This window comes from Micromonospora sp. NPDC047465, from assembly GCF_040643125.1.
Taxonomy (GTDB): Bacteria; Actinomycetota; Actinomycetes; order Mycobacteriales; family Micromonosporaceae; genus Micromonospora.
In genome coordinates, this window is the sequence record NZ_JBEYTP010000001.1 from 87,617 (window position 1) to 111,698 (window position 24,082).

At 73.8% G+C, this 24,082-nt stretch carries 26 protein-coding genes and 3 tRNA genes; 16 read left to right on the forward strand and 13 right to left on the reverse strand.

What is annotated here, in order from left to right:
- Nucleotides 1-19 precede the first annotated feature (19 nt).
- The 9 genes from idi (at nt 20) to ABZ793_RS00510 (ending at nt 5,434) form a co-directional block, all read left to right on the forward strand.
- Nucleotides 20-631: an isopentenyl-diphosphate Delta-isomerase gene (gene idi, locus ABZ793_RS00470; protein ID WP_357449674.1), complete on the forward strand. Its 612-nt coding sequence runs from the start codon at nt 20-22 to the stop codon at nt 629-631.
- Nucleotides 621-1,574: a MerR family transcriptional regulator gene (locus ABZ793_RS00475; protein WP_357449677.1), complete on the forward strand. Its 954-nt coding sequence runs from the start codon at nt 621-623 to the stop codon at nt 1,572-1,574. Before idi ends, ABZ793_RS00475 begins: the two co-directional genes overlap by 11 nt.
- A gap of 74 nt (nt 1,575-1,648) precedes the next feature.
- On the forward strand, nt 1,649-2,449 hold the full coding sequence (locus ABZ793_RS00480) for a polysaccharide deacetylase family protein (RefSeq protein WP_357449680.1): 801 nt from the start codon (nt 1,649-1,651) through the stop codon (nt 2,447-2,449).
- A 154-nt stretch (nt 2,450-2,603) separates the two neighbouring features.
- A tRNA-Glu gene (locus ABZ793_RS00485) sits at nt 2,604-2,676 on the forward strand.
- A 32-nt stretch (nt 2,677-2,708) separates the two neighbouring features.
- Nucleotides 2,709-2,785, forward strand: a tRNA-Asp gene (locus ABZ793_RS00490).
- A gap of 101 nt (nt 2,786-2,886) precedes the next feature.
- Nucleotides 2,887-2,960, forward strand: a tRNA-Phe gene (locus ABZ793_RS00495).
- A gap of 228 nt (nt 2,961-3,188) precedes the next feature.
- The gene (locus tag ABZ793_RS00500) at nt 3,189-3,647 is read left to right on the forward strand and encodes a DUF1707 domain-containing protein (protein ID WP_357449683.1); all 459 of its coding nucleotides are present in this window, start codon (nt 3,189-3,191) and stop codon (nt 3,645-3,647) included.
- 128 nt (nt 3,648-3,775) lie between these two features.
- Complete coding sequence (locus ABZ793_RS00505) at nt 3,776-4,012, forward strand: GAP family protein (RefSeq protein WP_357449686.1); 237 nt, start codon at nt 3,776-3,778, stop codon at nt 4,010-4,012.
- A 294-nt stretch (nt 4,013-4,306) separates the two neighbouring features.
- Complete coding sequence (locus ABZ793_RS00510) at nt 4,307-5,434, forward strand: hypothetical protein (RefSeq protein ID WP_357449689.1); 1,128 nt, start codon at nt 4,307-4,309, stop codon at nt 5,432-5,434.
- Nucleotides 5,435-5,615: 181 nt separating this feature from the next.
- On the opposite strand, the gene ABZ793_RS00515 is transcribed toward ABZ793_RS00510, so the two are convergent.
- Nucleotides 5,616-6,641 carry a hypothetical protein gene (locus ABZ793_RS00515; protein ID WP_357449692.1) on the reverse strand — a complete coding sequence of 342 codons (1,026 nt, stop codon included), beginning with the start codon at nt 6,639-6,641 and terminating at the stop codon, nt 5,616-5,618.
- A gap of 215 nt (nt 6,642-6,856) precedes the next feature.
- On the opposite strand from ABZ793_RS00515, the gene ABZ793_RS00520 reads away from it, so the two are divergent.
- On the forward strand, nt 6,857-7,372 hold the full coding sequence (locus tag ABZ793_RS00520; RefSeq protein ID WP_357449695.1) for an SRPBCC family protein: 516 nt from the start codon (nt 6,857-6,859) through the stop codon (nt 7,370-7,372).
- A gap of 66 nt (nt 7,373-7,438) precedes the next feature.
- Here the strand turns inward: ABZ793_RS00520 and ABZ793_RS00525 are convergent, their stop codons facing one another.
- Both ABZ793_RS00525 and ABZ793_RS00530 read right to left on the reverse strand, forming a co-directional pair.
- Nucleotides 7,439-8,146 (reverse strand): DUF2786 domain-containing protein, encoded by a 708-nt coding sequence (locus ABZ793_RS00525; protein WP_357449698.1) that lies wholly within the window; start codon nt 8,144-8,146, stop codon nt 7,439-7,441.
- Nucleotides 8,147-8,200: 54 nt separating this feature from the next.
- Nucleotides 8,201-8,590, reverse strand: coding sequence for a hypothetical protein (locus ABZ793_RS00530; RefSeq protein ID WP_350702114.1), 390 nt, complete (start codon nt 8,588-8,590; stop codon nt 8,201-8,203).
- 155 nt (nt 8,591-8,745) lie between these two features.
- Here ABZ793_RS00530 and ABZ793_RS00535 point away from each other — a divergent pair, with 155 nt between their 5' ends.
- On the forward strand, nt 8,746-10,095 hold the full coding sequence (locus ABZ793_RS00535; RefSeq protein ID WP_357449702.1) for an ABC transporter substrate-binding protein: 1,350 nt from the start codon (nt 8,746-8,748) through the stop codon (nt 10,093-10,095).
- Nucleotides 10,096-10,225: 130 nt separating this feature from the next.
- On the opposite strand, the gene ABZ793_RS00540 is transcribed toward ABZ793_RS00535, so the two are convergent.
- Both ABZ793_RS00540 and ABZ793_RS00545 read right to left on the reverse strand, forming a co-directional pair.
- Nucleotides 10,226-10,969 (reverse strand): enoyl-CoA hydratase/isomerase family protein, encoded by a 744-nt coding sequence (locus ABZ793_RS00540; protein ID WP_357449705.1) that lies wholly within the window; start codon nt 10,967-10,969, stop codon nt 10,226-10,228.
- A complete protein-coding gene (locus ABZ793_RS00545; protein ID WP_357449708.1) occupies nt 10,966-11,823 on the reverse strand; it encodes a 3-hydroxyacyl-CoA dehydrogenase family protein in 858 nt (285 codons plus the stop codon). Before ABZ793_RS00545 ends, ABZ793_RS00540 begins: the two co-directional genes overlap by 4 nt.
- A 162-nt stretch (nt 11,824-11,985) precedes the next feature.
- On the opposite strand from ABZ793_RS00545, the gene ABZ793_RS00550 reads away from it, so the two are divergent.
- Nucleotides 11,986-12,282: a hypothetical protein gene (locus ABZ793_RS00550; RefSeq protein WP_350702120.1), complete on the forward strand. Its 297-nt coding sequence runs from the start codon at nt 11,986-11,988 to the stop codon at nt 12,280-12,282.
- 49 nt (nt 12,283-12,331) lie between these two features.
- Here the strand turns inward: ABZ793_RS00550 and ABZ793_RS00555 are convergent, their stop codons facing one another.
- Nucleotides 12,332-13,111, reverse strand: a complete 780-nt coding sequence (locus ABZ793_RS00555; protein WP_357449711.1) for a class I SAM-dependent methyltransferase — start codon at nt 13,109-13,111, stop codon at nt 12,332-12,334.
- A gap of 53 nt (nt 13,112-13,164) precedes the next feature.
- On the opposite strand from ABZ793_RS00555, the gene ABZ793_RS00560 reads away from it, so the two are divergent.
- A complete protein-coding gene (locus ABZ793_RS00560; protein ID WP_357449714.1) occupies nt 13,165-13,563 on the forward strand; it encodes a PPOX class F420-dependent oxidoreductase in 399 nt (132 codons plus the stop codon).
- 172 nt (nt 13,564-13,735) lie between these two features.
- On the opposite strand, the gene ABZ793_RS00565 is transcribed toward ABZ793_RS00560, so the two are convergent.
- Together ABZ793_RS00565 and ABZ793_RS00570 are read right to left on the reverse strand one after the other, a co-directional pair.
- Entirely contained in the window at nt 13,736-13,945 is a 210-nt protein-coding gene (locus ABZ793_RS00565; RefSeq protein WP_007073996.1) for a BldC family transcriptional regulator, read from the reverse strand.
- 251 nt (nt 13,946-14,196) lie between these two features.
- Nucleotides 14,197-15,036 carry a hypothetical protein gene (locus tag ABZ793_RS00570; protein ID WP_357449717.1) on the reverse strand — a complete coding sequence of 280 codons (840 nt, stop codon included), beginning with the start codon at nt 15,034-15,036 and terminating at the stop codon, nt 14,197-14,199.
- Between the two features lie 173 nt (nt 15,037-15,209).
- Between ABZ793_RS00570 and ABZ793_RS00575 the strand changes: the two genes are divergently transcribed.
- Both ABZ793_RS00575 and ABZ793_RS00580 read left to right on the forward strand, forming a co-directional pair.
- Nucleotides 15,210-16,292, forward strand: a complete 1,083-nt coding sequence (locus tag ABZ793_RS00575) for a Glu/Leu/Phe/Val dehydrogenase dimerization domain-containing protein (protein WP_357449720.1) — start codon at nt 15,210-15,212, stop codon at nt 16,290-16,292.
- A 290-nt stretch (nt 16,293-16,582) separates the two neighbouring features.
- A complete protein-coding gene (locus tag ABZ793_RS00580) occupies nt 16,583-16,798 on the forward strand; it encodes a DUF3073 domain-containing protein (RefSeq protein WP_091099829.1) in 216 nt (71 codons plus the stop codon).
- A 149-nt stretch (nt 16,799-16,947) separates the two neighbouring features.
- Here the strand turns inward: ABZ793_RS00580 and amcA are convergent, their stop codons facing one another.
- From amcA to ABZ793_RS00605, 5 genes are all read right to left on the reverse strand, one after another.
- Complete coding sequence (amcA, locus tag ABZ793_RS00585; protein WP_357449724.1) at nt 16,948-17,184, reverse strand: multiple cyclophane-containing RiPP AmcA; 237 nt, start codon at nt 17,182-17,184, stop codon at nt 16,948-16,950.
- Nucleotides 17,153-18,256, reverse strand: a complete 1,104-nt coding sequence (gene amcB / locus ABZ793_RS00590; protein WP_357450590.1) for a cyclophane-forming radical SAM peptide maturase AmcB — start codon at nt 18,254-18,256, stop codon at nt 17,153-17,155. Before amcB ends, amcA begins: the two co-directional genes overlap by 32 nt.
- A 174-nt stretch (nt 18,257-18,430) precedes the next feature.
- A complete protein-coding gene (purM, locus tag ABZ793_RS00595; RefSeq protein ID WP_350702130.1) occupies nt 18,431-19,585 on the reverse strand; it encodes a phosphoribosylformylglycinamidine cyclo-ligase in 1,155 nt (384 codons plus the stop codon).
- 59 nt (nt 19,586-19,644) lie between these two features.
- Nucleotides 19,645-21,183: an amidophosphoribosyltransferase gene (gene purF, locus ABZ793_RS00600; protein WP_357449729.1), complete on the reverse strand. Its 1,539-nt coding sequence runs from the start codon at nt 21,181-21,183 to the stop codon at nt 19,645-19,647.
- Nucleotides 21,184-21,355: 172 nt separating this feature from the next.
- Nucleotides 21,356-21,709 carry a sterol carrier family protein gene (locus ABZ793_RS00605; protein ID WP_357449732.1) on the reverse strand — a complete coding sequence of 118 codons (354 nt, stop codon included), beginning with the start codon at nt 21,707-21,709 and terminating at the stop codon, nt 21,356-21,358.
- A 160-nt stretch (nt 21,710-21,869) separates the two neighbouring features.
- Between ABZ793_RS00605 and ABZ793_RS00610 the strand changes: the two genes are divergently transcribed.
- Entirely contained in the window at nt 21,870-23,837 is a 1,968-nt protein-coding gene (locus ABZ793_RS00610; protein WP_357449735.1) for a carboxypeptidase-like regulatory domain-containing protein, read from the forward strand.
- The last annotated feature ends 245 nt before the right edge of the window (nt 23,838-24,082 follow it).

Below are 24,082 nucleotides of genomic sequence, written 5' to 3' on the forward strand. Positions count from 1 at the left end.
CACCCGAAAGGCACCTGCCGTGACCACCCGCGAGAAGCACCTCGTCGAGCTCGTCGACGACGCCGGGCACGCACGGGGCGAAACCACCGTGTCCGCCGCGCACCAGCCCCCGGGTCAGCTGCACCGCGCCTTCTCGGTGCTGCTCGTCGACCCCGACGGCCGGGTGCTGCTCCAGCGCCGGGCCGGGGTGAAGACCCGCTTCCCGCTGCGCTGGGCCAACTCGTGCTGCGGCCACCCCGCGCCCGGCGAGTCGCTGGTCGAGGCCGCCAACCGCCGGCTGCGCGAGGAGCTCGGCGCCGACCCGGTCGAGCTGACCGAGGTCGGGGTGTACGTCTACTACGCCGAGGACCCGGCCACCGGCCGGGTCGAGTTCGAGTACGACCACGTCCTGCGGGGCGGGTTCCGGCCGGGCACGCCGCTGCTGCCCGACCCCGACGAGGTGGCCGAGCTGCGCTGGGTCGACCCCGTCGAGCTGGTCGCCGACCTCGACGCCGATCCCCGCGCGTACGCGCCCTGGCTGGGCGGGGTGGTGAACCGGCTGCTGCGGCCGACCGTCGGCCCGCCGAACGCGGCCATGAGCCCCTCCGCGCTGCCGGCGGACGACGCGTCGGAGCGGTCGGGTGGCCGATGAGGCGCTGAGCGCGGGGGCGGTGGCCAGGCAGCTGGGGGTCGCCGTCACCACCCTGCGCACCTGGCACCAGCGCTACGGGCTCGGCCCGAGCGAGCACGTACCGGGACACCACCGGCGCTACACGCCGGCCGACCTCGCGCGCCTGGAGATCATGCGGCGGCTCACCGCCCAGGGGGTCACCCCCGCCGAGGCGGCCCGCTGGGCCCGTCGGACGCCGGAGGCCGCACCCGCCGCCGACGCCGGTGCCCGCCCGCCCGCGCGTACCGCCGGCACGCGGGACGGCGGCGGCCCGACGATCCCGGTCGGCCGGGCCGGGCCGGCCGCCCGGGGGCTGGCCCGTGCCGCCATGCGGCTGGACTCGGTGGCGATCAGCGAGGCGATCGCGCACGCCGTCGAGGCGGACGGGGTGGTCGCCACCTGGGACGGGCTGCTGCGCCCGGTGCTCGTCGGCATCGGGGAGCGGCACGCCGCCACCGCCGGCCTGATCGAGGTCGAGCACCTGGTGTCCCGGTGCGTGTCGGAGGCGTTCGCGGCGGTCGCCCGGGCCGGCGCGCCCACCGGGCCGCCGCGCGTCCTGCTCTCCTGCGCCGACGAGGAGCAGCACAGCCTGCCGCTGGAGGCGCTCGCCGCCGCGCTCGCCGAGGCCGGCGTGGGCTACCGGATGCTCGGTGCCCGGGTGCCGGGGGCGGCGCTGGTCGAGGCGGTCAACCGGACCGGGCCGGCCGCCGTGGTCGTCTGGTCGCACGCCCCGGCCACCGCCGACCCCGCCCAGCTCACCGCCCTGCTCGCCGCGCCCCGCCGGCCGCTGCTGGTGCTCGCCGCCGGGCCCGGCTGGCCGGCGGACTCGCTGCCCGCCGGGGTGGTGCGGCCGCTCGACCTCAGCGAGGCGGTCTCGCTCGCGCTGGCCGTACGCGACTCGCTGGGCCAGTCCACCGCTGGCTGACCGGGGTGCCGGGACGAAAAGCCGTCCACTAGCGTCGGGGGTCCGCTGACCCCGACCCCCTTCGGGAGCGAACGATGCGCCCACGCGCCGTACTGGCATCCGGTCTGGCCCTTGCCCTCCTCCTCGGCGGCTGCGGCGACACCTCCGCGTCCCCGCCGGAGGCGGCCGGCCCCAGCCCCGTCGCCTCGGCGCCGCTGCCGCCGGAGTCGACCCCGACGGCCAGTCCGCGGCCGACCCGCAGCACCCCGCCGCCCAAACGCCCGGTCCGGCCGCTGCCCAGCAAGCTGCCGCCGGGCCTGCAGCGCAGCACCGGCGTGCGGGCCGTGGCGCTGACCTTCGACGACGGGCCCGACCCGGTCTGGACGCCGAAGATCCTCGACCAGCTCCGCGCGGCGCGGGTCACCGCCACGTTCTGCGTGGTGGGCACCCAGGCCCGCCGCCACCCCGATCTGGTGCGGCGGATCGTGCGGGAGGGGCACCAGCTCTGCAACCACAGCTGGCGCCACGACATGGACCTCGCCCGGCGACCGGTCGCCGAGATCCGCGGCGACCTGGCCCGCACCAACGCGGCGATCCGGGCCGCGGTGCCCGGGGCCAAGGTGCCGTTCTACCGGCAGCCGGGCGGCCGGTGGACGCCCGAGGTGGTGTCGGTCGCCAAGCAGCTCGGCATGCGGTCGCTGCACTGGAACGTCGACCCGCAGGACTGGGGCAAGCCGACCACCGCGACGATCACCAAGCGGGTACGCGCCGCGGCCCGGCCCGGATCGGTCGTGCTGCTGCACGACGGGGGCGGCGATCGGGCCGCGACACTGGCCGCCTGCCCGCACCTGATCACCGACCTGAAGCGCCGCTTCGGCATCGCCCGGCTCCGCTAGACCGCACCTGACCTGCGGTTTTGCGGCTCGCTGTGGCCAGGGCCATACCGGTTTGGTCGAGGGGCCGACCATCACGTAAGCTATCCAAGCCTCCGGCGGGGCCGGATGGGAGCAAGTCCGCTTGAAGTTGCGAGTGTGCAATGATGGCGGGGCCGCCCTCATCGTCTAGCGGCCCAGGACGCCGCCCTTTCAAGGCGGTAGCACGGGTTCGAATCCCGTTGGGGGCACGGTCCGGCTTCGGCCGGAGGCAACAAAGCTAGGTCCTGTGGAGCAGTTGGAGTGCTCGCCGCCCTGTCAAGGCGGAGGTCGCGGGTTCAAGTCCCGTCAGGACCGCCAGCGCTGACGCCGCGCCCACCATGCGCGGCGTTCTGCGTATCGGAGCGTGTGACCCTCCCGGCGGACAGCCCGCCGTGCGGGTAGCATGAACCGAGCAACACGGCCAGGTAGCTCAGTTGGTACGAGCGTCCGACTGAAAATCGGAAGGTCGGCGGTTCGACCCCGCCCCTGGCCACATAGCCTTTCGCCGGGCTACTGAAGCGCCGACCAGCGGAAACGCCGGTCGGCGCTTCTGCGTGCAGGGGCCTGCCTCATGGATCGCCCTTGGCCATGGTTGACCGCTCTTGGCCGCTCATTGCCGCCCGCTATCGCACGTAGGTCGCACGCCGCTTCCTCGCCTGCCAAGATGATCAGATTCGGCTTCGGCCCATCTCGCGACCATTGCCGTCGCTACCCTCTGCTTGTGAACGACATCCGAGTGTCACACGGCGACCGAGAGGCGGTCGTGGCCCGGCTCGGCGTCGCTGCGAGCGAGGGGCGGTTGACCCTCGCGGAGTTCGAGGCCCGGTCAGCGCACGCCTACGACGCGAAGACCTTCGGCGAACTGGACGCCCTGGTGGCCGACCTGCCGTCGCTGACACGCGATCAAGCATGCATGGCACGCGATCGAGCAGACGTGGCTCGCGATCGCGGAGACACGGCACTGTCGTTCTTGGCGCTCGCCGCAGGTGTGCTCTGGGTGCCGTTGTGGGATTACAGCCGCGTTCTCCTTCCGGGAGCCGCCGGCGTCGTGTTCGGCTATTTCGCCTTACGCGCAGATACGCCACTTCTCTACCGTGCGCTGGCAACCTTGGGACTTCTCGGCGGGTCGCTATGCGTCGCACTGCAAGTCGCCTGGGTCGCCTACCACATCCTTGACTGAACGGCGCCACGCCCCAACCTGCTCGGTACCTGCACGCCATCGACGGGCGTGACCGCGAGATCGCCAAGGCGCTCTCGGAGCTGGGCCGCGCATGGTGATGTCGCGCGGCTGCCAGTGACGAGGCGACCATGCTGGCAGTCGCCGGGAGCCTGGCAGGCCACGACAAGCCGTGGTGGAACCTGCTGCCGTTCCTGTGTCTGACGCTGCTGCTACTGGCCTTGCCACTGCTCGCCCTGCTCGCGTTCGGTCAGGGGGCGACGGCAGCGCTGCCGAAGATCCGCAACTGGGCCAATGACCACTCGTGGTTGGTCAGCGAGGCGGTGGTCCTGATCTTCGTGGCTATCGTCGTGTCCGACCTGCTCTGATCACCGCCGCTGGCGGAGGGTCTCCTCGTCGGGCAGTCGCCAGACCGGCCAGCCCTGAAAGCGACGCGGAGAAAGCTGCGCCTCTGCCGGGCCGGTCGACGCTGCCGTGGCCGGCCGCGCAGGGCCGAACCCTGACGAAGGTGGGTACGCCCGCCTGTCGTTCGGGCACGGTGCGAACCCCTGGCGGATCCCTACCGTCGACGCGTCACGACGGATCCTCAGGGAGGGGCAGCATGATCACTTCAACTGGGCTGACGACACGCTTCGGCGCGGCGGCGTCGGGCGCAGCGGCCGGTGGTCGCCTTGCGTAGCGGCGGCCGGGCACTGCTCGTACTCCTGACCCTGTTGGCCACACTGCTGGCCGGCAGCCCGGTCACGGCCCAGGCTTCGGCGCCGGCGTTGAAGCTGCCGGCACCGACCGGCCGCTACCCGGTCGGCACCACCTGGCTGCACCTGACCGACGACGCCCGGCCCGACCAGTGGCGGCCCGAGCTACGCCGGGAGCTGATGGTGTCGCTCTGGTACCCGGCGGTGGCCGCGCCGGGCGTGCGGGCGCCCTACACCACCGCGGCGGTCTCCGCGCGGATCGTCGCCGCCGAGGGTTTACCCCTCCCGCCGGATCTGTTGACCACCGTACGCACCAACGCCCGCCGCGACGTGCCGATCCGGCCGGCCGCCCGGGGCTGGCCGCTGGTGGTGCTCTCTCCCGGTTTCAGTCTCAGCCGGGAGTCGCTGACCGGGCTGGCCGAGGAGCTGGCCAGCCGGGGGTACGTGGTGGCCGGCGTGGACCACCCCCACGAGGCGCGGGGAGTCGAGTTCCCGGACGGCCGGGTCGCCGACTGTCTCGCCTGTGAGGCGACAGGGCAGGACAGGCTCCCCCGGGTGGTCGAGGGACGGGCGGCCGACGTGTCGTTCCTGCTGGACCGACTGACCGGGCCGCGTCCGGCGTGGCACGGCGCCCGGTTCATCGACGCGAGCCGGGTCGGCATGGCCGGGCACTCCATCGGCGGCGCGAGCGCCGCGCAGGTGCTCCGCACCGACCGGCGGGTCGACGCCGGTGTCAACCTGGACGGCACCCACTTCGTCCCGGTCCCGGCGGGCACCGTGGCCAAGCCGTTCCTGCTGGTCGGCTCCGAGCGGCCGACGGACGCGAGCTGGCTGCGCGACTGGCCCGGCCTGGTGGGCTGGAAGCGGTGGCTCACCGTCACCGGCAGTGGTCACCTCTCCTTCACGGACCGGCCGGTCCTCGGCGCCCAACTAGGCATGGACCCGGGCGCCATTCCGGGGGACCGGCAACTGCTGATCACCCGCGCGTACGTCGCGGCGTTCCTCGACGCGCACCTGCGTGATCGACCGCAGCCCCTGCTCGACGCACCGGCCCCGGCCTACCCCGAGGTGCGCTTCCGGGACGAGGCGGCATGACGAGGCGCCCGACGCCCTGACCCGTACCGGTCGGGGCTGGCAGCCGGAAGGTCGGCGGGCCGGCCCAAGCCTGGCCACAGTCGCCGGGGATGCACGGTCCCCGCCCGCCCAGGACGCGGGTGGGGACGGCGTCGTGCGGCTGGTCCGTCGTCACCGGCGGCCAGGGTCGGGGGCCGACCCGTCAGCGCCCCTGTTGCCGGCGCTGGGCCATTCCGCTCTGGATCGCCTCCCACACGCTTCGCCCGGCCTGCCGCAGCGTCTCGCCCGCCTGCTCCGCGAGCTGCGTCGCGCTCGGCGTCCCACCACCGCCGGCTTCGTCGGGCTGCTCGCGCGGCCCGCCCTGCTCCCCGCGGACCTGCTCGGGCCCGCCCTGCTCAGGGCGCGCCTGGGCGGACGGGCCCGCCTCGCGCCCCGCCTGCTCCCGGGCGCGCTGGCCCTGCTCCCCGCGGGTCTGCTCAGGCCCGCCCTGCTCAGGGCGCGCCTGGGCGGACGGGCCCGCCTCGCGCCCCGCCTGCTCCCGAGCGCGCTGGCCCTGCTCCCCGCCGCCGCCCGGCGTCGCCTGGCCCGCGCCCGGTCCCCCGCCCTGGCCCGGGGCGCCTGGCTCCCGCAGGGACCGGTCGGCGACCGCGCCGATGGCGCCGACCTGCTGCCCGAGATCGTCGGTCGCGCCACCGGGCCGCTCCCCGGAGGCGCTGACCTGCCCGCCCCGCCGCTCCGCCGAGCCCGCTGCCTGCCCGCCGGGTTGCGTTGCCGAGCCGGCGAGCAGCCCGCCGGGTTGCGTTGCCGAGCGGGCGACCTGCCCGCCCGGGCTCGCCATCTGCTGCGTCGCCCGGTTCACGTCGTCGATCGAGGCGATCGCCGTACGGGACAGGGCGTCGATGATCTGCGGATTACGGTCGATGGTGCTCAGCGCCCGGTCGAGGATGTCGACCAGCTTCTCCAGGCGCACCTTGAGCTGCGCCTCGGCGTGCACCCCGGTCATGTCCAGCTCGACGTTCCGCAGGTGCACCCGGACGCCGGCGTCGAGCTGGAGGAGGTTGGCCAAGCGCGCCCGCAGGGACAGGTCGGCGTCCAGCCCGTCCACGGCGAGCCGGATCGAGTCGACCGACACCTCCGGTACGTCGAGCAGGACGTCCGGCTCCGTCGCCCCCTCCTGCGATGGCCCGGCGACCCGGTCCGGCTCCCGCTGCTGCGCGTCTTCGCTCATGCTCCCCGCTCCGCATCCTCCGGCCCGGTCCGGCCGGGACCGTCCGGCGCGCTTACCCGCTATCCGGTCGGCCATCCCGTCCCGCCTCCGGTCCCGCCCCGGGAAGGCACGTCCGGCCGGCCGCCGGCCGCCGTACGGGCGTACGAAAAAGGTGTCCGGAACCGGGCAGCGCGCGAAGCTGCACACCCGGGCAGCAGCCGGTATGGTCCGGGCCTATGGGACAGGAGATGGCTGACCCGGCCGGCTTCCGGCAGGAGTACGACCAGTTCTCGTTACGCAGCGTTCTCCTGGTCCCCGGCCCCGCGGACCAGGCGTTCGCGGTGTTCACCGACGCCCTGGCGGCCTGGTGGGTGATGGAGTACACGTGGTCCGGCCCGGAGCACCTGGCCGAGCTGGGCATGGAGCCGCGCGCCGGCGGGATGCTCTACGAGATCGGCCCGTACGGCTTCCGCTGCGACTGGGGGCGCGTGCTGACCTGGGATCCGCCCCGGCGGCTTGTCTTCACCTGGCAGATCGGTGCCGACCGGGCGCCGGTGCCGGATCCGGCGCAGGCGAGCGAGGTGGAGGTCCTCTTCCACGCGGACGGGCCGGAGCGGACCCGGGTGGAGGTCGAGCACCGGCACTTCGACCGGCACGGCGAGGCCGCGGAGGGCTACCGGCAGGCGCTGACCGCCGGCTGGCACGAGCTGCTCTCCCGCTACGCGACCACGGTGGCCCACGGCGCCGGCTGACCCCGACCCGCGCCACCTGCCGCCTCACCCACCGGGCCACGGGCACCGTCGCCGTGGCCCGAGCCGTCAGTGGCCGATGCCCGGGCGGGTGCCGGGAGCCGTGGCGACTCCCCGGCCCCCGAGGTCGGCGCGGCGTCCCGCCTCCGCGCCGGAGCCGAACCCGCTGCCGGCCAGCCGGCGCGGCGCGGCGGTGCGCAGGCGCGGGTACACCTCGGCGACGCGGTGCCGCACCCGATCCGACCGGTCGGCCAGCACCAGCGCCACCGACGACCCGCCCGAGTCGGCGGCCGCGTGGGCCTCGGCCGCCCTCAGCCGCCCGCCGATCACCTGGGCGAAGCCGGCCAGCCAGGAGCGCCGGAAGGCGGCGGGATGCTCGCCGGGCGGCACCTCGGCCGCGGCCAGCCCGTGCGCGGCCTGCACGAGCAGCGACGTGAAGAGCAGGTCGACGCGTTCCAGGTCGCTGGCGAAGCCGAACAGGTGCATGGCGAAGCCGCTGCCCTGTCGGCGGCGGACGCAGCGGCAGCGCAGCGGGTCGGCGACCGCGGCGAGCAGGCCGGCCTTGTCCCGGGCGTACGGGGCGACGACCTCGACCACCCGGTCGCCCACCGGGTCGGTGGCCGGGTCCCGGGCGGCCAGCAGCGCCCGGTCCACGCCGTAGCGGGCGATCAGCTCGGTGGCCTTGGCGGTGAAGGCGGCCGACTCGGCGGGGGTGCAGGCCGGGTCCTCGGCCTGGGCCAGCAGCTTGCGCACCTTGCTGAGCATGGCCTCGGACATGCCCCCAAGCCTGTCACGCGGGCGGGTCGACCCGGGACGGCGGCGGCCGCCGGATCAGCCGGCCCGGCTGCGCAGGGTGGCCACCGTCGAGCCGGCCAGGGTGAGCAGGCAGTCCGGCAGCAACCCGTCGGCCGCCGCCGCCCCGAACAGCGCCTCGCCGGTGTCGGCGTCGGCGTTGGCGTACGCGCTGACGAAGCGGGCCACCCAGCGCGTGTCGTAGTCCGCCTCGTCGATCCCGGGAAAGTCCAGCGCGCACGTGCCCGGCGGCACCGGCCCGCCGACCATGGTCGCGGCGAGGCACCAGGCCACCCCGTACGCGCCGGCCAGGCCCGACCGGTCGACGACCGCGTCGAACGCCCCCACCACCGCGTCGCCGTCCCCGGCCAGCGCCGAGCGGAGCACGGCGGTCGCGTCGTCGAGCGTCTGCTGTGGTGATTCCGTCACGCACCGCACGGTACGGCAGCGGGTCAAGCGATCGGCAATGGTGACTCTCCGTGCGCATGGCGGACGACCTGCGGATTGAGTCGCCTCCGTGGTCACGCCGCACATGTCGGCACGCTAATGTGCGCAGCGGACCTTCGCCCGGAGGAAGGACGACCATGCTCAAGTCACGCGCCTCGCGGGCAGCCACCCTGGCCGCCTGCGCGACGTTCCTGCTCGCCACCAGCGCCTGCGGGACCGAGGGGCCCGACGATGCGACGACCCACCAGGTGCGCCTCTACGGCTCCGACGGCAACATGCTCAACTCGTACCCCGCCGAGCTGAAGGACCGCGCCAGCCTCGTCGACGGCATGAAGGGCACCACGCCGATGACGCCGCTGCCGGAGAGCTTCAAGAACCGGCTACGGTCCGTCGACCCGCGACTGAACGACTTCCTCTACACCGCCGAGACGTACGACGCGGTGGTGATCAGTGCGATCGCCGCCCAGCTCGCCGGCAGCACCGACCCCGCCGCCATCGCCAAGCAGATCGTCGGCGTCACCAACGAGGGGCAGCGCTGCGAGGACGTGGCGTCCTGCCTGGCGTTGGCCCGCGCCGGCCAGGACGTGGAGTACCGCAGCGTCTCGATGACACGGGCCGGGTTCACCGACGCCGGCGAGCCGGCGACCGCCAGCTATGCCACGGTGCACTTCGACGGCCAGCAGCTCAACGACGGCAAGACGGAGTTCGTCGGCGCCGGCGACGAGTCGGCGGCGAGCACCGAGGCCCCGCCGAAGGGGAAGAAGCAGCGCGGTGGCCGCACCGACCGCAGCGACGGCTCCCCGCTGGTCGTGGGCGGCCTGCTGCCGATGAGCGGTGACCTGGCCATGGCGTACCCGCCGATGGCCGCCGCGGCCGCCCTGGCGATCAAGGAGATCAACGCGGCCGGCGGCGTGCTCGGCGAGCCGGTGGTCTGGATCGACGGCGACGACGGCACCAACCCGAAGGTGGCCAAGGCCACCGTGGCGAAGCACGTGGAGCAGAACGTGCACGTCCTCATCGGCGCCGGCGCCTCCGGGATCTCCCGCGAGGTCCTGCCCGACGTGGTGCGGGCCGGAAAGATCCTGTTCTCCTCCTCGAACACGGATGCCGGGCTGACCAAGCTGGACGACAACGGCCTCTACTTCCGCACCGCCCCGCCGGACAGCCTCCAGGGACGGGCGCTGGCCGACGTGATCCTCCGGGACGGGCCGCAGAAGATCGCCATCGTGGCCCGCAAGGACTCCTACGGCGAGGGCCTCCAGGCCACCGTCAAGGCGGAGCTGGAGCGTACCGGCGTCGACGGCGACCGGATCAAGCTGCTGACCTACGAGCCGCCGGCCGACGCCAAGGCCAACCCCGTGGACTTCACGGCCGGGGCGAAGGAGATCAAGGACTTCGGCGCGGACGCCGTGCTGGTCATCGGGTTCGCGGAGTCGGCGCAGGTGATCCGCGCGCTCGCGGACGCCGGCGTGGAGATCCGGCACTGAGCCGCTGACCCGTCGCACGCGGACGGCCGCACCGGATGACCGGTGCGGCCGTCGTCGTCATGCCGCCGACGCCGCGACGGGGTGCCGGTACCGCCGCGGGTGCCGACGCCGCCGCGCGGGCGCCCCCCGGTCAGCGGGACCGTCGCCGCTCCAGGAAGTCGGTCATCCGCCGGCGCTTCTCCTCGTCCTCGAAGAGCACCGCCTGGCTGACCAGGTCGAGGTGCGGGTGCGCGGCGGCCGGCGCGTCGACCGCCAGCTTGGTCAGCCGCAGCGCCAGCGCGGACCCCTTGGCCATCTCGTCCAGCAGCCCGTGCGCGGTGGGCAGCAGCTCGTCGGGCTCGGCCACCACCCGGTTGACCAGGCCGATCCGCAGCGCCTCCTCGGCGTCCACCCGGCGGCCGGTGAAGAGCAGTTCCTTGGCCCGGGCCTCCCCGACCAGTGCCGGCAGCCGGTGGGTCGCGCCCGCCCCGGCCAGGATGCCCAACCGCACCTCCGGCTGGCCGAACACCGCACGCTCGGTGCAGACCCGCAGGTCGCAGGCGTACGCCAGCTCGGCGCCGCCGCCCAGCGCCGGCCCGTCCACCGCCGCCACGGTCGGCATCGGCAGCGCCCTGATCCGGGCGAAGGCGGCGGAGTTGATCGCCGCGAGCGCGTCCAGCCGGCCCCGCTCGCGCAGTTGCCCGATGTCCGCCCCGCCGGCGAAGATGCCCTCGGTGCCGCCGGTGAGCAGCAGCAGGCGGGGGCGCGCCTCCAGCTCCGCGCAGACCTGGTGCAGTTCGGCGATCAGGTCGGCGTCGATGGCGTTGCGCTTCTCCGGCCGGTCGAGCGTGACCACCAGCCGGTCCGGCCGCTCCTCGACCCGCAGCCCGCTCACGACTTCACCCCGCCTTCCCAGCGGTAGAAGCCCTGACCGGACTTCTTGCCCAGCCTGCCGGCGGCCACCATCTCCGCCAGCAGCGGCGGCGGCGCGAACCGGTCCCCGTACGCGGCCTGGAGGGTGCGCGCGATGTCCAGCCGCACGTCCAGCCCGACCAGGTCGGTCAGCTCCAGCGGGCCGATCGGGTGCCGGTAGCCGAGCACCATCGCCTTGTCGATGTCGGCCGGGCTGGCCACCCCGTCGGCGACCATCCGGATCGCCTCCAGGCCGAGGGTGACCCCGAGCCGGGAGGTGGCGAAGCCGGGCATGTCGCGTACGACGACGGGGTCCTTGCCCAGCCGGCCGGCGAGCGCGACGGCCGCGGCGGTGGTCTCGTCGGCGGTGGCCGGGCCGACCACGACCTCCAGCAGCGCCATCGCCCAGACCGGGTTGAAGAAGTGCAGCCCGACGAAGCGCTCGGGTCGCGCCAGCCCGTCCGCCAGCTCGGCGATGGAGATGCTGGACGTGTTGCTGCCCAGCAGCGCCGGGCGCAGCGCCTCGGCCTCGCGCAGCACCGCCCGCTTGAGGTCCGGCCGCTCCGGCACGGCCTCCACCACCACGGCCGGCTCCTGCGCGACCTCGGCGAGCGCGGCCCGCAGCGTCACCCGCCCCCGGTTCGTCGCGGCCTGGTCGGCGGTCAGCTTGCCGCGCCCCACCGCCCTGTCCCACAGCTCACCGAGCCGGTCCACGGCCGCGGCGCCCCGGGCCCGGTCCACCTCGACCAGCTCGACGGCGTGCCCGGCCCCGGCCGCCACGTACGCGATGCCGAGCCCCATCGTGCCGGCCCCGACGACGACAAAGCGGTCGCTCATGACGCCTCCCTGCCTCCGGCGGCGACCCGGGGTTGACCCGCGCTCCGCCACCCGCTCCACTCGCTCATGGGCCGACCCTATGCAGCGACGGCCGCCCCGGCATGCGTGGGGGCGGCGCGGATCGGGTACGACGGCCGTCAACCGAGGGAAGGACGAACCGAGATGAGCCAGGCACCGGAGACCGTGGACAGTGCGGGCGCGGCGGAGACGGTGGAGACCCGCGGGGACGAGCGGGTCGACCTGCTGCGCGCGGACACCAACAACGACGGCCGCACCGACGTCTGGGTGGCCGACACCGACGGGGACGGCAGGCCCGACCTGTTCCAGTTCGACACCGACCACGACGGCAAGGTGGACGTCACGATGGTCGACCTCGACGAGGACGGCACCCCGGACGAGGTGGTCGACGGCGACGGCGGCCTCCCGCCCGAACAGCTCCCTCCGACCGTCCAGGTCTGAGGCGTACGCAGGTCGCCCGGGGTGCCCGCCGCGCGGCGGGCCCCGGGCGTCAGCCGGCCAGGCGCAGGGTGGCCAGGTAGTACGGGGCGTCGTGGTCGTCCACGTCGGTCAGGCGCCAGGCGGTGCCCCGGACCAGCTCGGCGAGTTCGTCGGGCGAGCAGACCAGGTAGTCGAACCACTCGGTGCCCAGCTCCCGGTAGCGCAGGCGGAGCCGGAGCTGCCCGCCGAGCCGGCCCCGGCGCCGGTTGCGCTCGTGGTAGCCCGTGTGCAGCGGGTCCCGGGTGCCGTACGGGTCGGTGCCCTGCGCGATGACCCGCGCGCCCGGCCGGGCCAGCGCGGCGAGCGCCGCCAGCAGGGCCGGGGCCCGCTCCCGCCCCTCCAGCAGCCCGACGTTGTTGCCGAGCAGCAGGAACGTGTCGTAGCGCCGGCCGTCGGCGACGTGCGCGTCGACCGTCCCGTGCACCAGCTCGCGTACGCCCCGGCGGCGGCAGACGGCCAGCGCGCCGGCCGAGGTGTCCAGCCCGGTGACCGGCACGCCCCGTTCCTGGAGCAGCAGCGCGATCCGGCCCGCCCCGACCCCGACGTCCAGGGTGGCGCCCTCGACCCGGTCCACCGCCCGGTGGTCGTACGGCTGCCAGTCGGCCGGGCCGTCCAGGTAGTGCGCGGCGGGCGCGCCGTTGATCAACCCGTCGTCCCGCTCGATGATCTCGATGACCGGCCGTGGCAGCCGCCCGCCGGCCAGCGGCCGGGGGCCGATGCCGGTGGCGACGGCGAACGCGTCGCGCAGCATCTCGCCGAAGACGTCACCGATCCGTGGTTCCACCGTCACGGCTTCACGCTATCCGGCCGGTCAGTCAGCCGCGGCGGCCGTATCCTGGCGGGGTGGCCACACTGGACCGCCTCGCCGCGGAGAAATACATCCTGCTGACGACGTTCCGCAAGGACGGGCGCGCGGTGCCGACGCCGGTCTGGGCGGTACGCGACGGCGACGCGCTGGCGGTGTGGTCGGCGGCGGATTCCGGCAAGGTGAAGCGGATCCGGCGCAGCGGGGACGTCACGGTCGCGCCGTGCGACGTCCGGGGCCGCCCGCACGGCGAGGCGGTGCCCGCCCACGCGACGCTCTGCGGCCCGGCCGACACCCGACGGGTCCGCGACCTGATCAAGCAGAAGTACCGGATGATCGGGCGGCTCAGCCTGCTCGGCAGCCGGTTGCGCCGGGGCGAGGGCGGCACGGTCGGCATCCGGGTCTCGCTCGCCGGCCGGCCATCGGGCGGCGACTGACCCACGCCCCGCCCCCCGCTGCCCACTGCGCCGCTCGGCGGCCGGGGCGCCGGTGCGGCCGGCATGCGCAACCGGTCCGGCCACGCGGGCGCCGACCGGCCGGGCCCCGACACGACGAAGGGCGGCGGACCGTGTCCGCCGCCCTTCGTGCACACCCGTTGCCTTCCGGCCGTCAGTCCCCCTGGCGCTGCTGCGGGATCTGCCCCTGCAGCAGGGCTCTGACCTCCGACTCGCGGTACCGGCGGTGGCCCCCCAGGGTGCGGATGGCGCTGAGCTTGCCAGCCTTGGCCCACCGGGTCACCGTCTTCGGGTCGACACGGAACATCGACGCCACCTCGGCCGGCGTGAGTAGCGGCTCTGGTTCGTGCGTTCGCGATGCCATCGGTCACTCCTCCACATGTATAGACATCGGCCGGGGTCCCGCCGGTCGACGCGTCTCCCATGGTCCGGCTAGTCCCCGATGTCCGACATGGGCCGAACGGCCGAACGTCCCTAGACGGACGGATGAACCATGCCCGATTTATGCGACTTTTACACGGCAGAAAGTACCTTATTCGGACTCATGATCACGGTTCGTGATGCGTCAACTACGAGGACGCCTCGCCTTCGCGGCCCCGCCTGGGCGAATTGTCGTCAGTTGCACCGTTCCAGCAGCTGCACCGCGCGCCACCGCGCGACCAGCTTGTCGTACGCCGCCGAGGCCTCCTCGGCCTCGCCCCGGGACAGCCCGGCGAGCCCGCTCGCCACCAGCTCGGGCGAGTCGTCGGCGGCCAGCGTCTCGTCGGAGAGCAGGTCGACCAGGCCGCCGTAGTCCAGCTCCACCACCGAGCGGGGGTGGAACTCCTCCAGCCAGCGGGCGGCCTCCTCGACCGCCTCGGTGATCGGCGCGTCGCCGACCGACTTGCGCAGCACCGACAGTGCCCGCGACGACCGGCGCCGCGCCTTCGAGATCTCCGTCCGGAAGCGCAGCGCCCGCCGGCCCGGACGGGTCACGTGGTGCCGCTCCTCCGGGTCGAAGAGCACGAACCAGCGCAGCGGCACACCCCACGTCGCGATCTGCTCGTGCAGCCGGGGCACGCCGTGCTCCAGCACGCGGGCCCCGCTGCGCCAATCCTCCACCACCGCCTTGGCCTGCCCGGCGAGCACCGGCGGCACGAACGCGTCGGCCAGCACCGGCGGCACGCCGTCGCGCGCGCTCAGCGCCGCCTCGGCCACCCGGATGCGCAGGTTCCACGGGCAGACCAGCAGCGTGTCGTCGGCCTCCAGCACGTACGCCTCGTCCGGCAGGTCGGGCAGCCGCGTCCAGCCCGCGCCGAGCGCCTCGATCACGGACGTCCGTTGCCGGCCGGGCCCCTCCACGGGGGCCACCGCCCGCCCCTGCTCGACGTAGCGGCGCCAGTACGTCTGGCGGTCCTTGTCGAAGGCGGTCAGGGGCTCGTACACGCGCAGGTAAGAAGCGAAGAGCGACGGCACGGCGCGATCCTCCCACGAATCGGAACCCGACCGTCGTCGGCGCTGCGATCACGCGCGCCGTGGGCGGTCGGACGGCGTCGGCCGATACTAGGCTCAGCGGCACCGGCAGCATCCCGCCGGCGTCCACAGGTCCGCGCCCCACAAGGACGCACCCCCCACACCAGGAGCTACTCATGGGCGTATTCGCCAGCAACGACGACCCGGGATCCACCGGTCACGAACAGGTCGTGTTCTGCCAGGACAAGCAGTCCGGCCTGAAGGCGATCATCGGGATCTACTCCACCGCGCTCGGCCCCGCGCTCGGCGGCACCCGGTTCTACCCATACGCGAGCGAGGAGGCCGCCCTCGCCGACGTGCTCGACCTGTCCCGGGGCATGGCGTACAAGAACGCCCTGGCCGGGCTGGACCTCGGCGGCGGCAAGGCGGTCATCTGGGGTGACCCCGAGCGGATCAAGAGCGAGGCGCTGCTGCGCGCCTACGGCCGCTTCGTGGAGTCCCTCGCCGGGCGTTACTACACCGCCTGCGACGTCGGCACCTACGTGGCCGACATGGACGTGATCGCCCGGGAGACGTCGTACGTCACCGGCCGCAGCGTCGAGCACGGCGGCGCCGGCGACTCCTCGGTCCTCACCTCCTGGGGCGTGTTCCAGGGCATGCGGGCCGCCGTCGAGCACGTCTGGGGCACCCCGACCCTGGCCGGCAGGCGGGTCGGCGTGGCCGGCCTGGGCAAGGTCGGCAAGTACCTGGTCGGCCACCTGCTCGACGACGGCGCCGAGGTGGTGGCGACCGACGTCAACCCGAAGGCCCTGGAGTGGGCGCGCAGCACCCACCCGCAGGTCGCGCTCGTCGACGACGCCGCCGCGCTGGTCGCCGCCGACATCGACGTGTACGCCCCGTGCGCGCTCGGCGGCGCGCTCAACGACGACACGGTGCCGGCGCTGCGCGCCAAGGTGGTCGCCGGTGCGGCGAACAACCAACTCGCCCACTCGGGCATCGAGAAGCTGCTGGCCGACCGCGGCATCCTCTACGCCCCGGACTACGTGGTGAACGCCGGCGGCGTGATCCAGGTGGCCGACGAGATCGAGGGCTTCAACTTCGAGCGGGCCAAGCTGCGCGCGACCCGGATCTACGACACCACCCGGGAGATCCTCCAGCTCGCCGACGCCGAGGGCGTGCCTCCGGCGGTGGCGGCGGACCGGCTGGCGGAGCGGCGGATGGCCGATGTCGGCCGGCTGCGCACGATCCACCTGCGATGAGCGTCACGGAGGCGGAGCCGGCCCGGTTCCGCCTCCGGCGCCGCCGCACCGAAGCGCGCCGTTAAGCTGATTTCGTCGGGCTTTGTCCGGTGTCACGGGCGCTCCCGGCGCCGCTCCTTACCCGGTACAATCGGTGACGGCTGGATGACCGCGACGCGCGGCACCGGTCGACGGTAACCCGAGGTGCCGAACGATGGCATCCCCATGTACCGTAAGAGCTACGAGAGATGCCTGACGTCATCGGGGCCCGCCTTCGGGCTGCCCCGCATTCTGTGCGAGGGGGTCGAGCCATGGGGCGCGGCCGTGCTAAGGCCAAGCAGACGAAGGTGGCGCGGGAGTTGAAGTACCACTCCCCGAACACCGACCTCACCGCCTTGCAGCGCGAGTTGGCGGGTGCTGGTAAGTCTGAGCACAACTTCGACGACGACTACAAAGAGTATGTCGACGACGATGATGAGGATCACGCGGACGAAGACCCGGATCCCTGGGTACGTCCGACCCGCTGACCTCCGGTCGCAGCTGAGCACGCGGTAATCCCCCGCGTGCTCACGCATGTGCCCATCCGAAGCGGCGCCAACACCGACGATCAGGGACCATGCCGTCCCGGAGGCGACTCCGGCTGCTCGGCAGGTCCCTGATCCCGGTGTGGCCCGCCTCAGCGGGGCCGGTTGTTCCAGTTGTAGAACGTCGGGATGTTCTCGAAGTGGTTCCAGGCGCAGACGGCGCTTGCGCCGTCGCCGCCCGCCACCTCCGCCCGCAGCCGCCGCGCGGCCTCGGCCTCGTGGAGCAGAGCGGTGAGTCCCGGCGCGGCTTCCCGCACCCGATCGGCGACCTGGCCCGGGGCGGCGTCCACCCCACGCTCAGGCTGCCGGTGACTGGTGGTCTCGGGCATGCTCCAACACTCCCTCCAGTAGGTGGATCTTGCTGTTGCGGCAGTGCGCGGTCTCCGTACCGTCGAAACGCCCCAGCTCGAAGTAGCGGTTGGCGGCGTGGCCGCCGCCGCAGAAACCGAAGTAGGGGCAGGACGAACGGCACGCCTCGACACCGGCGAGGAACTCACCGACCCAGGGCGTCCGGCCCGCGTGGGCGAGGATGTCGGCCAGCGGCGTGGTCAGCACGTTGCCGCTGCTGAAGTCGCCGTACCGGACGTCGGTGAAGCCGGCCAGCTCGGGCGAGAGCACCGTCACCGAGCCGTCGTGGCCGACGGTCGGGATCGGGTCCAGCCGCCGGGGCAGCACGTCGTCGGCGGTGCCGTCCAGCACGGCGGCGGCGTACCGCAACGACCACTCGACCTCGCGCAGGTGGATCCGGGGCTCCCGCCGCCAGGCCGCCACCAGTTCCGCCCAGAACGCGGTCACCGCCCGGGCGTCGTGGGAGTTGTCGCGGAGGTTGACCCCCTCGGTCTCCTCGATGTTGACGCCGAGCACGTCACACCCCAGGCCGAGGAAGTAGTCGTACAGCTCGGTGGCGAGGCCCGGCTCCGGGCGGCCCACCACCGCCAGCGCCGAGAACGGCAGCCCGTGCCGGCGCAGCGCCGCCACCCCGCGCACGATCCGGTCGTACGCCGGCCCGCCGGCCCGGGTGACCCGGTCGCCGTTGCGCTCCCGCGGGCCGTCCACGCTCACGCTCACCCGCACCCGGTGCTCGGTGAAGAACGCGCACCACGCGTCGTCGATCAGCGTGGCGTTGGTCTGCACGTGGTGCTCGACCTCGGGCCCGAAGGGCGCGATCAGCGCGGCGAGATGCTCCCGGCCTGCGGCGAGCGGCTCCCCGCCGTGCCACACCACCGAGAAGCGGCCCGCCGCCGCCCACGGGTTGACCGACGCGGCCACCGCCTCGGCCACCGGCACCGGCATCCGCCGGTCGACCGCCCGGAACGGCAGGTAGCAGTAGGCGCAGTCCAGGTTGCACAGGGTGGTCGGCTGCATCACGACGTACGAGGGAACGGCGGCCAGGCCGCGCATCCCGCTGAACGACTGTCCCCGAGCAGCCATTGCCCTCCTCCGCGCCTGAAGGGCTGTCGGGGCCCCGGTGAGGGGGTTACCCGACAGCGTTGAGGGTGCCCCTCAGGCTAGGCGGCGACGGCCACCCGGGTGAAGCCCCGACCAGATGCCCGTACGGTCACCGGAGCGTGGTCATCATCCCCGGGTGTGCTGCCCGATCATCTGCACGTTGCCGGAGCCCTCGATGATCTCGCCGGCCTGCCACGCGTCGACGCCGCGGCCGGTCAGCGTGGCCAGCGCGCGGTCCGCGTCCTCGGCGGAGACGATCGCGAACATGCCGACGCCCATGTTGAACGTGGCCTCCATCTCCGGGTCCTCGATCCGCCCCTTGGTCTGGATCAGGTCGAAGATCGGCTGCGGCTTCCAGGTGGACCGGTTGACCACCGCGTCGACGTGCTCGGGAAGCACCCGCACGAGGTTGCCGGGGATGCCGCCGCCCGTGACGTGGGCGATGGAGCGCACCTCGGCCTCGGCGATCAGCTTGAGGCAGTCCTGCGCGTAGATCTTGGTCGGGGTGAGCAGCTCCTCGCCGAGGGTGCGCTGCCGGCCGAAGTCGTCGATCACCACGTCGAGCCGCATCCGGCCGGCGCCCAGCAGCACGTGCCGGACCAGGGAGTAGCCGTTGGAGTGCAGGCCGGAGGAGCGCATCGCGATCACCACGTCGCCCACCTCGACCCGCTCCGGGCTGAGGATGTCGGCCTCCTCCACCACGCCGACGCCGGTGGCGGAGATGTCGTACTCGTCCGGGCGGAGCACGCCGGGGTGCTCGGCGGTCTCGCCGCCCAGCAGGGCGCAGCCCGCGTACCGGCAGCCGTCGGCGATGCCGGCGCCGATCTCGGCGACCTTGTCCGGCACGACCTCGCCGGTGGCGATGTAGTCGAGCAGGAAGAGCGGCTCGGCGCCGCAGGCGACCAGGTCGTCGACGACCATCGCGACGAGGTCGATGCCCACCGTGTCGTGGATGTCCATCTGCTGCGCGATCACCAGCTTGGTGCCGACGCCGTCGGTGGACGAGGCCAGGATGGGGTTCTTGTACTTCTTCGTGTCCAGCCGGAACAGCCCGGCGAAGCCACCCAGGTCGCCCATCACCTCCGGGCGCCGGGTCTGCTTCACCTTCGACTTCAGCAGCTCGACCGCCCGGTCGCCCGCCTCGATCGAGACCCCGGCGTCCGCGTACGAGACCGACCTCTTGCGCGCCGGCCGGCCGGTGCCGGCCGTCCAGGGCTGACGGTCGCCGCCGGCGCCGGTCGGGCTGCTTCCTGCGCCGCTGCGCTCGGACACGTGCGTCACGGTTCTCCCCTTTGTGGTTCTGGCGCCGCGCCGGCGGTGACCGGCCGCGCCGGGTGGTGCTACGGGCGGTGTGTGGTCGCGCCGCCCGGAGTGGCGACGAGCGGAGGGGTGGTGTGCTCGGGGGCGTCGGGCGCCGCGGTGACGCGCCGGCCCACCCCCTCGAGCACGTGCTTGCCGATCAGGTTGCCGGCGGGCAGGTCGATCGGGTACTCCCCGTCGAAGCACGCGCGGCACAGCCGGGTCTTCGGCTGCTCGGTGGCGGCGATCAGGCCGGAGAGGGACACGTAGCCGAGCGTGTCGGCGCCGATCGAGCGGCGGACGCCCTCGGTGTCCAGCCCGTTGGCCAGCAACTCGGCCCGGGTCGCGAAGTCGATGCCGTAGAAGCACGGCCACTTGACCGGCGGCGAGGAGATGCGCACGTGCACCTCCAGCGCGCCGGCCTCGCGCAGCATCCGCACGATCGCCCGCTGCGTGTTGCCGCGCACGATCGAGTCGTCGACCACGACCAGCCGCTTGCCCCGGACGTTCTCCCGCAGCGGGTTGAGCTTGAGCCGGATGCCGAGCTGGCGCAGGGTCTGCGACGGCTGGATGAAGGTCCGCCCGACGTACGGGTTCTTCATCAGGCCGGCGCCGTAGGTGATCCCGGACTCCTCGGCGTAGCCGATGGCGGCCGGAGTGCCGGACTCCGGCACCGGGATGACCAGGTCGGCCTCGACCGGGTGCTCCTTGGCCAGCTGACGGCCGATCTGCACCCGGGCGGCGTGCACGTTGCGGCCGGCGATCGTGGCGTCCGGACGGGCGATGTAGACGTACTCGAAGAGGCAGCCCTTGGGCTCCGGGGCGGCGAACCGGCTGGAACGCAGGCCGTCCTCGTCGATCGCGATCAGCTCGCCGGGCTCGACCTCGCGGACCACGCTCGCGCCGACGATGTCCAGGGCGGCGGTCTCGCTCGCCACCACCCAACCGCGCTCCAGCCGGCCCAGCACCAGCGGGCGTACGCCGTGCGGGTCGCGGGCCGCGTAGAGGGTCGACTCGTCCATGAAGACGAAGCTGAACGCGCCGCGCAGCTGCGGCAGCACCTCCAGCGCGGCCGCCTCCACCGACAGGTCGGGGCGGCTGGCCAGCAGCATCGTCACCAGGGAGGTGTCGTTAGTCGAGCCGTCGGCGACCAGGCCCCGCTCGGTCACCTCGCGCTGGAGGTCGGCCGTGTTGACCAGGTTGCCGTTGTGCGCCAGCGCGATCGTGGTGCCGGAGCTGGTGGACCGGATGGTCGGCTGGGCATTCTCCCAGGTCGAACCGCCGGTGGTGGAGTAGCGGGCGTGGCCGATCGCCACGTGCCCGCGCAGACTGGCCAGGGTCGGCTCGTCGAAGACCTGGGCGACCAGGCCGAGGTCCTTGTAGACCACGACGCCGGAGCCGTCGCTCACGGCGATGCCGGCGGCCTCCTGGCCGCGGTGCTGGAGGGCGTATAGCCCGAAGTAGGTGAGGTTGGCGACCTCCTCCCCGGGCGCCCAGACACCGAAGACGCCACACGCGTCCTGGGGGCCTGGTCGTTGGGGATCAAGGTCGTGGCTCAGCCGGCCGTCGCCTCGGGGCACCTGCGCTCCCTCATGCTGGTCTGGACCGGCCTGGCGAACCACGCGGGGGGCGGGATTCGCGCTCCTCGGCCGGGACCACTGTCGTCGCCTGACAGTGTACGCGAATCCGTGTCGACACAGAAAGTCACGATATGGCTCCCGAGCGTCACCGGTCGGCCACGCATCGTCGCAGCTAGAGGGGCAGGTGCTCGGAGAGGTCCGCCCGGATTCCGCTCACCCGCACGCGACCCCGGGTGATCGCCTCGGCCCAGTCGAGCCGTCCGGTCGCCACCGCCAGCCAGGTCGCCGGATCCATCTCCACGACGTTCGGCGGGGTGCCGCGGGTGTGTCGAGGCCCGGGAATGCACTGAACTGCGCCGTAAGGTGGGACACGCACCTCCACCGATCGGCCGGGGGCGCGCTCCGCGAGGGCGGTCAACAGGGCACGGACCGCCTCTCGGAGGACCGGCCGTTCGGGCGTACGCCCCTCGTCGAGCGCCGACAACGCCGCCGCGACCGCGGCGGACTTTATGTGCGGAGAGGACACGACGGGACGATACGACTCGAACGCAGTGCGTCACACGCTGGCCCTGGGTCGCGCTGATCCGGTCAGACAAGGCATAGTTGCCGACGGCGTATTCGTACCGTGATGATCCCCGGCCCGGCGCCCCGCCGGCCGAGGGAAGTCAGTCCGGAAGGCGGTGGACGTGTCAACACACCGACGTGCCTGGAAGCAGCGGGCCGGTGTGGTCGTGGCGCTGGTTGTCGGCGCTCTGCTCGCTGTCCCCGCCACACCAGCCCTGGCCGCCGACGTCAAGGTGTCCCCGAGCTCTGCCACGGTGCAGGCGGGTAACGAGACGTCGGTCACCGTCTCGATCACTCCGACGAGCCCCACCGAAAGGTCGGTCAACCTCAGCCTCGCGGGTCTGCCGCAGGGGGTCGAGTGCGTCCGGGGTTGCGGGCAGGTCGAGCTGACCTTCGGAGAAACAGCGTCGCCGGAGGTTCGGCTGCGGGCGGCCAACAACGCTCCGGGCGTCGACCGGCAGCAGGTCACCGTCAACGTCTCGGGCTCCGGCGGCGCCTCGTTCAACCTGACGGTCAGGGGCCGTGAGGCGGAGCCGAGCCCGTCGCAGGCGCAGACCGTCCGGTCGGTCTCCGGCAAGGTGGTCGCCCAGGCGAACGGCAAGGCCGTGCCGAACGCCGTGGTGATGCTCAAGGACGGCGCCGGCAATACGCGGGACACGGTCAGCGACGACAGCGGCAACTTCCGCTTCACGGGCACCACCGAGAAGCCGATCGCGCCGGGCCGGCTCGCCGTCGGCGCCAACGTCGGTGAGGTGTATGCCACAAAGAGCTTCGACGCGAGCGCGGGCCAGAGCATCACCGGCCAGCGCATCGCCCTGGCGATCAAGGTCGAGACGACCCCGAGCGCCACCCCCTCGGCCACCGACGAGCCGCTCCCCACGGACGAGGCTCTCGACGAGACCCCCGGGGAGGAAACCGAGGCGAGCCCGGGCGCGGCGGCCAACGCCAGCAACGAGGACTCCGGCGGCATGGGCTCCTGGCTGATCATCCTGCTCGGCGGCCTGCTCGTCGCCGCGGGTGTCGGCACCATCGTGCTGCTCTGGATGCGGCGCAAGGACAACGGCGACGAGGGCGACGACGCCGCGGCGGGCACCGCTGCGGCGGGCGCGGTCCCGGCGGCGCGCGGGGCGTACCGGGGCGCGGGCGCGGACGACCAGACCCGGGTGGTCAACCGAGCCGGTGCCGGGCCGGACCCGACGATGGTCGGCGGCACCTCGCTCAGCGACGCCCCGACGATGATGCACCGGCCCGTGGTCGACGACGTGCCGCCGGACCCGTACGGCGCACCCCCGCAGCCCTACGGCGCGGCAGGCGCAGGGCAGGGCTGGGCCGGCAACGGCTACGGCGACGAGCCCGCCGGCTCGGGCGGCTACGGTGCCGGCGGCTACGGCAACGCGCCGTCCTCTGGTGGGGGCTACGGCAACGCGCCGTCCTCCGGCGGCGGCTACGGCAACGCCCCCGCCTCGGGCGGCGGCTACGGCGGCCACGACTACGGCGCTCCGGCGGGTGCCGCGGGTGCCGCGGGTGCCGCGGGTGCCGGCGGCTACTCGGCGGGAGCCGGAGGCGGCCGGGGCTACGGCGACCGCTACGACGAGCCCACCGGCCGCTACACCGGCGAGTCCACCCAGTACCCGGCCCCGGCCGACCCCTACGCGACGGGCGTCTACCAGCCGGAGCAGGGCCAGGGCTACGGCCGGTCCGAGACCGCGCCGTACGGGCGGGGCGGCGAGCCGACCGGCGGCTTCGACCAGCGCGGCGGCTACGACCAGCAGGGCGGCGGCTACGACGACCCGGGCTACGGCCAGCAGGGCGGCTACGGCCAGGAACCCTCACAGCAGCGCGGCGGCTACGGCCAGGGCGGCTACGACCAGCCCACCTCGTACGACCAGGGTGGCTACGGCCAGCAGGGCGGCTACGGCCAGGAACCCCCGCAGCAGCGCGGCGGTGGCTACGACGACCGCGGCTACGGCCAGGGCGGCTACGGCCAGCAGGGCGGCGGCTACGACGACCCGCAGGCCGGGCGCGGCCGCCCGGACGGCCCGCCGCAGCAGGACCGGGGCGGTCGCCGGCTGGACTGGCTGGACGACTGACCGCACGGGCACAGCCGAAAACGACAGCACCACGGCGAGGGCCGTCCGGGACACCCGGGCGGCCCTCGCCGCTGTGGCGCGCGGCACCGTCAGTCGGTCCGCCGAAGCGACGGAGGCCGGCGGACGCGGGTGAGCGGACGCCCGGACGGCACGCCGCCGCGCAGTCCCGGCAGGCGGCAGGACGCGCGGCCGTCAGATGACAGGGCGCGCGCGGCCGGCAGGCGGGCAGAGGGGCGCGCGGCCGG

What these genes read in the sequence shown, in the direction of transcription:
- ABZ793_RS00575 (WP_357449720.1), top strand. Translation starts at nt 15,210, where the DNA reads ATGGGCGTATTCGCCAGCAACGACGACCCGGGATCCACCGGTCACGAA.
- ABZ793_RS00550 (WP_350702120.1), top strand. Translation starts at nt 11,986, where the DNA reads ATGAGCCAGGCACCGGAGACCGTGGACAGTGCGGGCGCGGCGGAGACG.
- ABZ793_RS00580 (WP_091099829.1), top strand. Translation starts at nt 16,583, where the DNA reads ATGGGGCGCGGCCGTGCTAAGGCCAAGCAGACGAAGGTGGCGCGGGAG.
- ABZ793_RS00520 (WP_357449695.1), top strand. Translation starts at nt 6,857, where the DNA reads ATGGGACAGGAGATGGCTGACCCGGCCGGCTTCCGGCAGGAGTACGAC.
- ABZ793_RS00480 (WP_357449680.1), top strand. Translation starts at nt 1,649, where the DNA reads ATGCGCCCACGCGCCGTACTGGCATCCGGTCTGGCCCTTGCCCTCCTC.
- ABZ793_RS00535 (WP_357449702.1), top strand. Translation starts at nt 8,746, where the DNA reads ATGCTCAAGTCACGCGCCTCGCGGGCAGCCACCCTGGCCGCCTGCGCG.
- ABZ793_RS00525 (WP_357449698.1), bottom strand. Translation starts at nt 8,146, where the DNA reads ATGTCCGAGGCCATGCTCAGCAAGGTGCGCAAGCTGCTGGCCCAGGCC.
- amcA (WP_357449724.1), bottom strand. Translation starts at nt 17,184, where the DNA reads ATGCCCGAGACCACCAGTCACCGGCAGCCTGAGCGTGGGGTGGACGCC.
- ABZ793_RS00515 (WP_357449692.1), bottom strand. Translation starts at nt 6,641, where the DNA reads ATGAGCGAAGACGCGCAGCAGCGGGAGCCGGACCGGGTCGCCGGGCCA.
- ABZ793_RS00565 (WP_007073996.1), bottom strand. Translation starts at nt 13,945, where the DNA reads ATGGCATCGCGAACGCACGAACCAGAGCCGCTACTCACGCCGGCCGAG.
- ABZ793_RS00505 (WP_357449686.1), top strand. Translation starts at nt 3,776, where the DNA reads ATGCTGGCAGTCGCCGGGAGCCTGGCAGGCCACGACAAGCCGTGGTGG.
- ABZ793_RS00545 (WP_357449708.1), bottom strand. Translation starts at nt 11,823, where the DNA reads ATGAGCGACCGCTTTGTCGTCGTCGGGGCCGGCACGATGGGGCTCGGC.
- amcB (WP_357450590.1), bottom strand. Translation starts at nt 18,256, where the DNA reads ATGCGCGGCCTGGCCGCCGTTCCCTCGTACGTCGTGATGCAGCCGACC.